This is a genomic window from Flavobacterium sp. HSC-32F16 (assembly GCF_024171645.1).
Lineage (GTDB): Bacteria > Bacteroidota > Bacteroidia > Flavobacteriales > Flavobacteriaceae > Flavobacterium.
In genome coordinates this window covers 985,234-998,988 of record NZ_JALKAC010000002.1, presented here as the reverse complement: position 1 = coordinate 998,988, position 13,755 = coordinate 985,234, and the positions used below count along the sequence as shown (strand labels likewise).

8 protein-coding genes are annotated in these 13,755 nt (G+C 34.5%); all 8 read right to left on the bottom strand.

Annotation, left to right across the window (positions count from 1 at the left end):
• Positions 1 to 14 precede the first annotated feature (14 nt).
• Positions 15 to 1,001 carry a cytochrome c oxidase subunit 3 gene (locus tag L1276_RS10900; protein ID WP_253787646.1) on the bottom strand — a complete coding sequence of 329 codons (987 nt, stop codon included), beginning with the start codon at positions 999 to 1,001 and terminating at the stop codon, positions 15 to 17.
• 42 nt (positions 1,002 to 1,043) lie between these two features.
• Positions 1,044 to 1,631 (bottom strand): cytochrome c oxidase subunit 3, encoded by a 588-nt coding sequence (locus tag L1276_RS10895; protein WP_253787644.1) that lies wholly within the window; start codon positions 1,629 to 1,631, stop codon positions 1,044 to 1,046.
• A gap of 2 nt (positions 1,632 to 1,633) precedes the next feature.
• Positions 1,634 to 2,536 (bottom strand): heme o synthase, encoded by a 903-nt coding sequence (gene cyoE, locus L1276_RS10890; protein WP_253787642.1) that lies wholly within the window; start codon positions 2,534 to 2,536, stop codon positions 1,634 to 1,636.
• 157 nt (positions 2,537 to 2,693) lie between these two features.
• A complete protein-coding gene (locus L1276_RS10885; protein ID WP_253787640.1) occupies positions 2,694 to 4,802 on the bottom strand; it encodes an energy transducer TonB in 2,109 nt (702 codons plus the stop codon).
• 19 nt (positions 4,803 to 4,821) lie between these two features.
• Positions 4,822 to 5,565 (bottom strand): deoxyribose-phosphate aldolase, encoded by a 744-nt coding sequence (deoC, locus tag L1276_RS10880; RefSeq protein ID WP_253787638.1) that lies wholly within the window; start codon positions 5,563 to 5,565, stop codon positions 4,822 to 4,824.
• A gap of 114 nt (positions 5,566 to 5,679) precedes the next feature.
• Complete coding sequence (locus L1276_RS10875) at positions 5,680 to 6,063, bottom strand: VanZ family protein (protein WP_253787636.1); 384 nt, start codon at positions 6,061 to 6,063, stop codon at positions 5,680 to 5,682.
• Positions 6,056 to 6,436: a glycine cleavage system protein GcvH gene (gene gcvH / locus L1276_RS10870; RefSeq protein WP_253787634.1), complete on the bottom strand. Its 381-nt coding sequence runs from the start codon at positions 6,434 to 6,436 to the stop codon at positions 6,056 to 6,058. Before gcvH ends, L1276_RS10875 begins: the two co-directional genes overlap by 8 nt.
• Before the next feature lie 85 nt (positions 6,437 to 6,521).
• The gene (gene sprA, locus L1276_RS10865; RefSeq protein WP_253787632.1) at positions 6,522 to 13,733 is read right to left on the bottom strand and encodes a cell surface protein SprA; all 7,212 of its coding nucleotides are present in this window, start codon (positions 13,731 to 13,733) and stop codon (positions 6,522 to 6,524) included.
• Positions 13,734 to 13,755: the final 22 nt, after the last annotated feature.

Genomic DNA, 13,755 nt, shown 5'->3' with positions numbered 1-13,755 from the left:
ATTAAAATCTAAAATTAAACTAAGTAGAAAACTGTAAATACAAATACCCAAACTAAATCTACAAAGTGCCAGTATAAACCAACTTTCTCTACCATTTCGTAGCTTCTTCTTTTTTCATAAGTACCTAATAATACATTAAAGAAAATAATGATATTAATGATAACTCCAGAAAATACGTGGAATCCGTGGAATCCTGTGATAAAGAAAAAGAAGTCAGCAAATAATTTATTACCGTATTCGTTTCTTATTAAGTTTGCCCCTTCTACTACATATTTTGCCTCAGCTAAACGAGTTTCTGACTCTTGTCTAGACAAAACTGTTTTCTTTTTATCTTTAGTAAGTGTTTCAGTTCTTACTAATACATCTGGATGTGCTTTAAATCCTGCCTGAATTTCTGCTACAGTGTAGGTTGGCAATGATGCTGCATCTTCCATGAACCAAGATGTCTTGCTTCTTGTTAAAGCTTCTCTTTGTTCCGGTAATTTTACTGCGAAATCTGCAAGAGCAACTCTTGTTCCATCAGCTTTAACAAACTGCAATAAGCTTCCGCCATGTGTTTCAACTGCACCATATTCTCCTTTAATGAAGTTTTTCCATTCCCAAGCCTGAGAGCCCACGAAGATAAAACCTCCAATAATAGTTAAGAACATGTAAACAGCAACTTTCGACTTTTTTAATTGATGACCTGCATCAACAGCCAAAACCATTGTTACAGATGAGAAAATCAAGATAAAAGTCATTAAGGCTACATAATACATTGGAGCCGAAACGCCATGCATAAAAGGAAAGTGAGTAAACACTTCATCAGCCAATGGCCAAGTTTCAATAAATTTAAATCTAGAAAAACCATAAGCACCTAAGAATCCAGAAAATGTTAAGGCATCCGATACGATAAAAAACCACATCATCATTTTACCATAACTTGATCCTAACGGCTGGATTTCATGACCGCCTCCCCAAGTTTTTTCGTCGTTATTTGCAGTAGTAACTGTCGCTTCCATAAAAGATATTCGTTAAAAAGTTCCCAAATTTACGTTTTTTTCTTATTTAAAGAAATATAAAAATAAAAATAATAATACCCATAATAAATCCAAAAAGTGCCAATACATCGCACCTAGTTCTATTCCAAGAGTTTGAGTCGAATTGTATTTTTGTTTAAAATGATTATAAATTATAATTAAAAGTGAAATTAGCCCGCCCGCTAAGTGTAATAAGTGCATTAGTGCAATTACATAAAGGAAAGTTGTAGTAATTGAGCTACCTTGTCCTGTCATATAATAACCGCTTTCTATAATTTGTCCAAATCCTGCAAATTGCAAAATCACAAATAAAACACCTAAAACCAATGTTCCTAAAAGAAACGTTGCAGCTACAGTTCTATTGTCTTTTTCTATTGCTTTTTTGGCCAGAAAAAAAGTTATACTGCAACCAATTATTACAACTGTACTAAAATAAAATGCAATTGGTATTTGAAAATTCTGCAACCAGTCTGCTCTTGATTTACTTACCACAAATGCACTTGTAAGTCCAGCAAACATCATGGTCATACTAACCATTGCAAACAACAAAATCAGCTTTGCCGACTTTGATTTTTGTACCTGCTCTTCACTTGTTGTTAATGTCATTTCCATAACTATCTTAAAAATTTATCTACTATAAACACAATCTGCAGTAATGAAATGTACGATACACTCACTAACATTAATGTTCTGGCGGCTTTTGGTGTTCGTAATTGATACAAACGAACTGCGTAAAACAGCATCCATAAACCTAATAAAAACACTAAAACTGCTGCGACCGGAGAAATAAACAACTGTCCTGTATATCCTAAAGCAGGTAACAGTGAAGCTATTATTAACCAAATCGTATATAAAATAACCTGCAAAGCAGTTTTCCTATCTTTTTTTCCGGTTGGAAGCATAAAGATTCCTGCCTTTGCATAATCGTCATATAAAAACCAGCCAATTGACCAAAAATGTGGAAACTGCCAGAAAAACTGAATTAAAAAAAGCGTTCCGGCTTCGATACCAAACTCTCCTGTTGCTGCAACCCACCCTAACATGAAAGGAATTGCCCCCGGAAAGGCACCAACAAAAACCGACAATGAAGTTACGGTTTTTAAAGGAGTATATATGCTCGTATATAAAAATATTGAAATTGCAGCAAACATTGCCGACTTTGCGTTGATTGTGTATAAAAGAACAATACCAATAATAGTAAGCAGACTTGCCACTATTAAGGCCGTTACTTTTGACATACGGCCAGAAGCAACCGGACGATTTTTTGTTCGATCCATTAATGAATCGATATCTTTTTCGATGACCTGATTATAAGCATTTGATGCTCCAACCATACAGTATCCGCCAATTGCCAAAATAATCAAGACACTCCATTTAAATGGATGTTCGTCATTAACCCCTAACAAATATCCTGCTATCGAAGAGAACAAAACACTAATAGCCAAACCAGCCTTAGTAATCTCTTTGAAATCCAGAAATATTGATTTTATTGAAAATGTATTTTTTGCAGCGTTCAATACCGTAGTCTTTGTATATTTTTTTGAGTGCTGCAAATGTACAAATTAGATTGTAGAATTTAGGACTATAAAATTAGATTTTTTTCAATAAAACCTTTACAGAATACGAACTTGTAAATCTTTAACAGTATTATTTCGAAAAATCTTATTAAAAATTCTAATAATCAAAATACCAATTAAAGATATCTGAACGCAATCCGATCGTAAACCAAGTGGTACTTTGCTTAAAAGTTGTTGCTGTTTCCTGAGTTGGATCAAAGTTTCTGTAAATAAAACTTCCAAACAATTTTAAATTCGTTATTGGATTTATTAAATATCCACCCTGAATATCAGCAATAAAAACACTGGTTTTATTTCCCTGCCCTACTTTTACACCTGTATTATAAGGTCGTTTTTCATCATAACTTTTATATATGTTACCACCATAATTAAAGCTGTCTTGTGCGGTATCAAAATCTAAACCTCTTGTTCCCATAGTAAATTTAGCATCGGCAAAAAGACGTCCTTTATGATAACGTCCAATTGCAACAAGTTCTTCAAAATTTCCTCCCCATTGATGTCCAATACTTTGGTTGTTATGTCCATAATTCGTAATTACAGCACTATGCGAATACACATAAGGGCGAACATGATTATATTCTAACTGTAAAAGAAGATCTTTAACTTTAAAAGCATTATAATACTTAGCTCCTAATTGGTAACCAAATTTATTTTTCCAGCTCTGTTCTCCCGCTCCCATATCTGAAACAGAAAATTCATCCAGCAAAAATTGAGCATATAAATTAACATTGTTGTTCCATTTGTATTTAGCCGTCGCACCTAAAAGAGCATTTCCGCTTTTTGATGATGAACCAAATTCAACTGAACGATAAAAAATAATCGGATTTACAAAATTCACATCAAATCCTCTATTGTTAGTATCTGTCCAAACTACAGATTCAAAGAAACCCAAATTCAATCTATTTGAAACGTTCCAGCTCAAATAATGATTGGCCATAAATTTAGTAGCATACGTTTTATCCAGCGTTACATCCGGACGAACATCTTTAAGCCACATGTAAGTGTTGGTATATTTTATTTTCCAGAAGTTGGTATTAATTTTAAAATAAGGATATGGACTTGCTCCATCACTTTCAAGCAAAGAACGATATCCGTCTCCAATAAAGTTTCTGCCGTACCCTAATTGAAAATCAAATATTTTTCCCGGTGCAAAAGTAATATTCGCTTCCGCTAAAGGAAAATCGTACGCATCAGTTTTAAATCGTTTTGCAATTCCCATTCCCGGAATAATGGCTGGATTTCCACCGGAAGGTTTTAATGTTTCGGCATAATCATTATAATATCCGGCAAATCGGCCCTGACTTTCAAAAACTGTCGTTGTAAAGTTTATCTGTTTTCCTAAGCCTCCTCTAAAGTTTAAAGCACGTGTATTTACATAAGAATAAGAAGCATCAAGATCTGAAGCTTTTCCCATTTGCAAATCTACAATCGGGTTTAAAGCCAGCCAGTAATCTTCTCCCTGAATCTGCACCATGTTTTCATTCCACCATTTTCTGCCTAACCAGCTGGAAACATTTTTTTGAAGCGATTGATTTACGGCTTTTAAATTATAATATTTTAAAACCTCGGTATATGTATAAGGTTTTGAAGCAGTATGATTGTTACTTCCAACCTGATTCATTGCACCATCAAACTGCGCATAATAACTATGAGAAAAAGGAATATTTAAATGACTTTCGAATTCGGGCATATTGTATTTTTTATATACAATACTATCCAGTTCTGTCATTGGTTTGTCAACTGGCTTTAAAATTTGTGATGCTGCCAAAGCTTCTGCAGCAATTTGATCAGCATTTTTTAAAGGTATATCAATTGAAATGGTATATTTTGAATAAGTCGGTCTTCCGTTGTAAGTAGAAGGTTTGATTTTTGGAAACTTCCCAAAAACTCGTTTTGCCTCTTCTACAAGAGCATCGTCTGCCGCATTTACATAAATCACTTTAAATTCGCCATTGGCATCCACTTCAAAAAGAACTTTTACCTCTCCTTTATAATTGTTTTGTTTAAGATCTGCCGGAATTTCAAAATTATTATAGACGAAATCCTGTACTTCCTTATAAAAACAATTCTCCAGATTTTTAGCCTGAAGGTTTTCACAACTTGGAAAAACCGGAAATTGCTCTGAAGTAAACCCTTGTTTTATATTTGTTTCTTGGGAAAAAACAAATAAGGGTAAAATGATAAAAGATAAAAATAACTTATTCACGTAAATTTGGGGCTTTTATTTAATATTGATTTGTGGTATTTTCTCCGTTTGCAATTGCTTTTGCTGCCGAAGTTCCAATTCGTTTCACTCCTAAACGAATCATTTCTATTGCGTCTTCATAAGAACGAACACCACCCGCGGCCTTAACCGGTAAAGGCGATGCATTTTCCAGCATCATTATTATAGCAGGAACTGTTGCTCCGTTTGGCAGATCATTTGAGGTTTTAAAAAAACCTGTTGATGATTTTACAAAAACAGATGCATAGTCTTCTTCTTTAAAATTTGATATCACAACATTTTTTATCAGAGCACAAAGCTGAATAATTTCTTTTTCATTTAAAGCAGCAACTTCAATAATCCATTTTACTGTTTTATTAGCAGCTAGTCCAATTTGGGTTCCAATTAAAACTTCTTGTTTTATTATGGAAGTGTCTCCATTTTTAAACGCTTCATAATTGCAGACAAAATCCAAATCATCGGCACCGTTTTCTATCGCTTCGTTTGCTTCTTTAATCTTGGTTTCTAAACTTGATTTTCCTTCCGGAAAATCGATTACAGTACCCACAAGTAAAGTTGAATTTGATTTCAAAATCATTTCTTTTGCCAAACTCACATATTCCGGCCTGATCATAATCAGCTTAAATCTTTCCTGAACAGCTTCTGAAATTGCATTTTTAACCACAACACTATTCTCCTCTTCCGAAATTCCGGCCTGAGATGCTGTTTTTAAGTAAGTTGAATCTAGGTACTGCTTAACATTCATAATATTGAAGTTAGATAGAATGGCGCAAAAGTACATTATAATTCAGAAAAAATACTGTTTTATAAAGCTGATTTTCTGCCAATAAAAAACCCACCGAAGTGGGTAATTATATTCTTATATTTTATCGATCTGTTTTTTTAAAGCTATAGCCGTAAAAACTGCCACGAGTGCTCCGAGCGCATTTGCTAAAACATCTGTTACATCTGATGCTCTTGTTACTGTTAAAACACCTTGAAGAATTTCGATCGTTATTCCGAAAAAAACCGAAAATATAAACGAAATAAAATAGGCTTTATAATCATTAACATCTTTTCCTTTCAGCTCTTTTTTAAAGAACACAATCCAGGAAATGGTAAAACCAAAGTGAAAACAAAAATGCACTATTTTGTCAATGCTGGGAAAACTTACGGCAGGAAGATTACTTGAATCTGTTAAACAAAAATAAGCAATGATTCCTGAGCATAACATTGCCCAGATTAACAATAATTGTTTAGGCACCGATAAGTTGTTTATAAGCTTCGTCAGATAATAATGTATCTATTTCTGATGCGTCTGCAATTTTAATTTTAATCATCCATCCAGCTCCATAAGGATCAGAATTTACCGTTTCAGGTGCACTTTCTAAATCTTCATTAAAAGCAATAATTTCTCCTGTTAAAGGCAAAAACAAATCCGAAACTGTTTTTACAGCTTCTACTGTTCCAAAAACCTCATCTTTATCAAGTGTCTGATCTAAAGTTTCTACTTCAACATACACGATATCTCCTAACTCTTTTTGTGCAAAATGAGTAATTCCTACAGTCGCAACATCGCCTTCGATGCTAACCCATTCGTGATCTTTTGTGTACTTTAAATTTGCTGGTATGCTCATAATAGTATGTTTGAAAATTGATATTTTAATAATTCTGCAACAAATGTAATAATCTTCTAATAATATATGGTTTAGAAAACTAAATTTAATTTCCGAAATTATATCGAAGTGTAAAGCCAGATCTTATATTCGTTAACGGAAATGAAGTCGAAATAACTGCTTTTGAAAACGAATGATCGTAATAGAATATTGCGGTTAGGTTTTTACTAAACGAATAATCGGCAGTTAATTTAATTGACCATATATTTTGACCCGCTGCCAGCTGGTTATTATCATAATCTAAATAACGTACTAATGTTTCGTTGTTTCTCAAAGAAAAATCAGCTTTGATATTAATATCACTTTTAATGATTCCGGTAGGATTATCAGCCAATCTTGATGAGAAAATAACATCTTTAAAACGGTATCCTAAACCAATAATATATTCCATTCCTTTTACTTCTGTCAATAAGTTATTATCAAAACTCATAGATAGAGCTCTGTCTTTTTTAATTTCAGAAAGAACGCGCAGTGAACTTTTCAACTCAAAATCCATTCTAATTAACGGACTAAACTGTTCTACTAAATTGACATTAGACATTATAGTTTCATTGTAGAAATTAGTATTAACATCCTGTACTTTTGGCGAGCTGTTGTAATCAAAATTAGATCTAAACTGGTTTATTGTATACGATGCTCTATAATTGTGCTGCAATGAAAAACGCTTAAATTTATCTTTGAAATATTTATAGCGCATTAATCCGTTATATTTAATACTCCAGTTTGGAATTGGAAAATTTCTAAAAATATTAGTAGAAGAACTTGAAGCATCTGCACCTGTATATGCCGCTAAGAAAGCCGGTAATAAAACGGCCTGATTACTTTTTGTATATCCAATTGGATATCCTTCGTTAGCCGCATAAATAGCGTAGTTAGCATCTGTTGCAGCCGGAATTGGGTTATTTGCATCACCATATCTTGGAATGACAGTACCTGACCCATAGCGTTCTTCGGCAAGGCGATTTGCAATAATTAAACGATTGTTTCTAAAATCATCAAACGCTGCCGACTGATTTTCATCACTTGCTGAAAAAGCTGTTTTAATCATTACTGTCGAAATAGAAAACATTCCATAAGTATAAGGCGACAACGATTTGTACTCGTTAGTTGTTGGATCAACGCTATACTGCTCTGAAGTATTTTCAGAATAAGAGCGATCCATTGATAAGTCTACTTTTAAATCTGGAAGTAAATCAATATTAGCCGTAACTTTCAAAAGCTTATTTGAAACTTGTGTAAAATTCTGGTTGAAATCCTGATAAGTTGTAAGCCATCCTCGTTTAGCTGCTTCGTAACGCACATCGTCCTGACTTCCAAAAACAAATCCTAAACTTGGTTTAGAGGTTCCTAAAAACCCAACACTTGGTGTATAACCCGGTAAAACAGTTCCGCTGTTTTTAGTGTAATTAATTTGAACATTTTTAATACTGGTCAAAATACCAATTAAACCATCATAAAACGGGCTGGTGCTTACGACCGGTTTTGTTGTGTTTACAATTTTTTCACCTGGCTTTGGCGGCGCTGCCGGTTTAGGTTTCGCTGCTTTTTTTGCTCCCGGTGTTAAACCCAGATATTTGTACAGCGTATTCATATTCAAAGTTGTTGTTAGCGTATTTGAATTTGAATTTTGAATGGTATTTCCTAAATCAAATACAGTTCCATTTGGATCTTCGTATTCAGAAAATGCTGTAGAAGATCGCTGCCACATATAATCTGCGGTATAGGAATAACTTGCTTTAACGAAACCAAAGATTGGAATTTTATTAATTGGAATATCATAATTTAAAACCAATTGCTGTGCGTGCTGGTTTGGCGTACCAATATCCCAGTAATCATCCCAAATATTAAAATCTTCTTTTGGTGAATTATCATCATTTAAGAAGTTTCGAACAATGTTATTTGATGTTGCCGAATAATTAAGCTTTAAAGATTTAGTTAAGTTAAAGCCAAATCCATATTGATAATTAAAGGCAAAATTTCTTCGATAAAGCGGATCAAGACCAATTCCTTCAACCTCAACTTCTCTAAACTGCTGACGGTTGCTTTGCCTTAAAATATTAGTATTAAAAGATATATTTGAAGGAAGGTAATTAAAATTGAAATCACTTAACAGTTTCCAATATTCACTTTTCTTCATAAATTTAGTAGTCTTAAACGGAACCACTTCTTTTGGCTGGAAAGTATAAGCGTAGTTTACAGCTGTATTTGATTGTTCGTCTTCATAGTCTTCAACTTCATAATCGTGGCGCTCTACCTGATTGTATGATTGTGAAAATGTAAAGTTTTCTACATCATATACATGAGGTTTTTGCTCTGGGGCTCTGTCTTTTCTTACCCCAATAAAGTTGATGCTTCTTCGTTTTGTATAATCAACGGCACGAGTTCTTATATTTTCTTTTTCTGCCTCATTTGTAGTTTCCTTAATTAACTGATCTAATTTAATATCCTGATTAAAAGGATCATATTCAGGAGTAATTACTTCTTCGCCAATTGCATAATTAAACGGCAGATTGATTCCCCATTTTTTAGGAAGCAGTTTTCCTAGATTTAAGTTTGTAACGATATTATACTGCTGCACATCTTCACGATCACGCTCATTAGCTCCTTGTTCTAATGAACCGAAACCAATTGTACTTTTTCTACCAGTAGCCGAAACAGTTGCAAAATCGGCCATGTTAGTATCAACATTTAGTATCGCGGCCATTCCTCCTTTATTCTCTAAATCAGCTATACGAAGTTCGTTAAACCAAACCTCTCCTTTAATGTCTTTGTGATCTGCCCTGCTCTTTACCCCAACCATTAAGTTTCGAACCAAACCAAAGTTAGGGTTACCTTTAATACCCAAAGTTAATTTACCGTCACCATCACCTCCGGCTAAATCAGGGTCATTGTCTGGATAATAAATACCATTAATATCCCTTTTAGAAGAATTAATATCAATGCTCATTGCTTTGATTTTCATTCTGGTTAAAAGGTCAAGAGCTAAATCAATACTGTTATCCTCCATCCAAACCAAATCTGGACTTATTGTACAAGTTCCTCCTGCTTTGGTTACTTTCAGCGGAATCTCAACTTGATAAAAGTTTTGTGTAAAGTCATTTCCAAAACGAATAAAACCAATCATTTCATCATCTTCTAGCTGCACTTCATTTGGCAGTGATTCTGCGTGTAAAAACATTTTTAGTTTTTTGTATTGACGCATATCAACACTTACGTTTTTAAAAACTGCTCTAGAATCTTGGTACTGCAATCCTGTACCGCCAATTCTAACAGCTAAAGCTTGTTCGTTTTGATTAATAACAGTGTTGTTATTATACAATTGTTCTCTTTGAACTCCCGGAGGCATTACGTAGTTTACCGGACATTTGGTTCCATTTTCCTGAATATTAACCGCCGCCACATCAAATTCTACTCCATCATCATCAGGATTTTGGTCATTTGCATCTAGTGTTCCTGTGTATCTTCTCCATTCTCCTCTTACTAAATCTAAAGCTCCAAAACGAACCGTCATCTGATCATTAAATCCAGTCATAAACATACGCATGAAACGGATAGATCTAAAATCTGTAATATTTCCAACTGTGTTTTGAGGTTGTGAAACCGGAATTTTAAACTGAATCCATCTTGCATTTGTTGTTCCGCCGTTTGGAAGTTCAACATTTGTAACATTTCTAATATCTGTAATGTAGTTTTCACCTACATCCATTCCTGGTTTTAAATCAATGCTGTATTCATAATACGCATTGATTGTATTCATTGTATTATCACGGTTAATATCTTCAACATCCGGCAGTGTCGTTGAACCACGATTAGGATCATTAATACTTACGGCTGAGTTTCCTTCGGTACCATTATAATTTTTATAACGCTCTAACACGCCTCCATCTGTATTTAAGTAATAAGTATAATCGTCAGCAGCAGGATCTGATTCTCCTGCATAATTGGTATAAACAGATCCTTCTCGTGAACTTGGCAGACCATCTAAACCAACATCTTGATTTTTTCGGTTATCGGCATTGGTATCAAACGCATAAATCAAGGATTGTGATGCCGGAACATCTCCCCAAAGCGGTTGTGGATTTACCATGATTTGATCTGGCCCTAATCCGTTTTCATATTGTTTACGTCCGTCTTTTAAAACGTCTTCTGAAATTTCACCTAAATTGAAATAGATTTTACCTGAATTTGTTGCCGGAGCTTCGCCATTTCCAACATAAGGATCGAGAACCCAAAACTGAATATACTCCACATTTCCCTGCTCAAAATTGGTAGAATTTAAAGCACGCATAATTCCACCAAAATTAGTAGACGGATTACTTGTTCCAAAATTTGGATTGTTGTTATATGGTCCCCTATCAGATGGATAATAGGTTAAATCCAGAGTATTAACAACCTGAATTTGTCCTTGCGCAATATCTGTATTTGGATACAACTCTCTGCTGTAAACCCTTCTGGTAGTATTTAACGATAGGTCATCATTTGAAATTCCCGAAGGTTTTGAAGAATAAAACACAGGATCAATCGTATACCAAGCTAGTTTTGCTCTTTTAAAGCCATATTCTAAAGTATTAGAATTAGCATTAAAAGTATTGTCGTTTATAGAAGTAATAAATGGTGTCGAAGCTAAACTCCATGCATAAGCAGAACGCATATCTATAGTGGACTGCGAACCTTCAAAGTCATCTACATAAATTGTAGCTTCACCTTCAAAATCACTTGCTTTTGGAGCGTCCGGTCTTAAAAACGCAACTTCTCCACGAATAGAAAGATTAGAAGGAACATCTGTATCTATATTTGGAAGTTTATTTGCTAAACGTGTCAAAAATGGAACTTCTGTAGAATAGTTTCCATTAAATCCAAAAATAGTATTGTTTACAGATTCCTGACCATAACTGGATTTTTGAGTAAAAGGCCTTTCTGTCATTTTTAAGAAAGTTCCTCCAAGCACAAAATTATCGGAAAATTTATGCTCAACATTTACCCCCATAAATCTTCGTGTCTGCTGTCCGAAGATTGAATTATTCTCTAACGAAACTTCAATTGGTGTGTTTGATGCCTGCAGCGACGGATCAAGAATTTGAACTCGTCCTAACTGGTAATCGACACTATAATCTATTCCTTCAACTAAAACTCGTCCTGCAGCTGTAACTACAACAGAACCCTGCGGTACATTAAAGGCCCCAATAGGAATACCGTTGCTTCCTGATGATTTGTATTTCCCTCTTAATAAGAATTTATTTTTGTCACTATCCTGTAAAGCACCTGCCTGAGTATTTCGGTACATATTTCTAAATACGTACTTCTGCTGGTTGGCATTATAAGTAGTTGGGTCGTTGTAAGTTTCTCCTGAGCCGTTCTTCAATTTATTGAATATCAACTCTCCAAAAGGCTCTTTTGTTGTAAAAATAACGCGTCCGTTTTGTACATCTACCGTTATTCCCGGAATGTAATCGAAGAAACCATCTCCGCCTGCCTGCGGATCGTTGTTGTAATTTAAACGGTCTAAGTTGAAAACATTTAACAATGGAGTATCTGCAACCTTCATATCCGAAGTTGGATTTGAAGGAAAAGCTGATCCCTGAACCGGCGTTATGTAGTTAATAGGAGACGGATCTGTATAAAGAATATTAAGTCTAAAATCATCTTGTTTAATTTGGTATGCCTGAGGAATTTGATAAACGTTTTTCATCATCAGGTTCCAAACCGGATTTTTAACGTTTGTTAAATTACTTTTCAGCATTTTTAAAATTAAACTCTGCGTAATAATGGCCTGATTTGTATTGTTACTTCCTGTAACTACAGTCGCATCAACTCCGTCACTTCCAAACTCTCCAACTTGGTACACTTTACCTCCAACAGTATATTCGAATGCAACGGCCAAAATTTCATCATTTGCCAAACGCTGCTGTAAAGAGATGTAACCCAATTGCGGATTAAAAGTATATTCGTTTGTTGTTAGTTTTCTTGCGTTTTCTAATACCGAATAATCTGTGGCTTCACTCACGTTAGTATTATTGAAACCAGATTTTGCGGTTACGATTTCTCTAATATTGGAATTTAAAAAAGAACCTCCCTGACCAATTGCTGCCGGATCGTATTTGTTATTTGTATTACTTGTTGGGCTGTCAATTGGGTTATTGAAAAATCCCGCTGTAGAACTAATAACCACTACTTCATTATCAGGAACGCCTGTTACTTGAGCTTCTCCTAAATCCTGAAGTGCTATAATGTTTCTTAAGTTGTTTCCTCCTCCGGTTGTAGTTACACGATTTTGTTTGTTGGTTACCCAAATTTCTAATCTTGTAATCTGCACACGGCTGTCTATAAACGGATAATTTTTTAATGAAGCGTCGTATTTATTTCTGAAATACTGAGATAAGAAAAAGTGACGATCATTATCATAATCCAAAGCAAATAAATCAAAGTTTTGAACTGTTCCTCCATTTTCTGCTACTACACTTTTAGTCTGCGATTTTTGTTCAGAGAAAACACCTGTAACTGTTGTTCTTCCAAACTGCAATTGTGTTTTTACACCAAATAAACTCTGTGCACCACGAATAAGCGTGCTGTTAAGCGGCATACTAACGTTACCAACTTCTACTTTCTGAATAATATCATCTTCTGAAGGTGTATAAGCCAGCTTAAATAAATTCTGAAATGCAAATGTTGATTGTGTATCGTAATTGGCATTTACTTCCAATCTGGTTCCAATTTTCCCCATCAAACTCATGCTGATTCGCTGATCAAAATCGAATGTAAGACTTGATCTGTTTCGGGGAGAAAAGGCAGGATTATCCTGTTTGGTGTAACGCACACCTAAATCCATTTCTACAGAACCGGTAGGCTTTACATCGATAGTATTACTGCCAAATACACTTTCAAAAAGACTTGAATTAATGTAATATCTAGGCAGTAAATCTTTTTTGGCTGCTTCGGCTCCGGTTTTTTTACCGTCAATCGCATCCATTTTTTTTCTGAAATAATCTCTTCTGGATTCTTTCAAAAGTAAATCTTCGTATTCTTTTGGTGTTAAAACTAAAGGATAGTTAATAGAGAAACCATCTACAGATGTTGTATAAATGTATCGATCTGTAACGGGATCATATTTATAAGCCGAAAGTATGCTTGGAGGATTTTCTAACTCCATTTTTCCAACAGAAAATTGAGTCTTTGTTGTATCTTGAACCGCCGGATTTACTTGTGATCGCAAAATGTTACCACAAAATAAAACCAGTAAAAAAATACAAATTTTACGCATACAATTGGTTATATAAAATTGA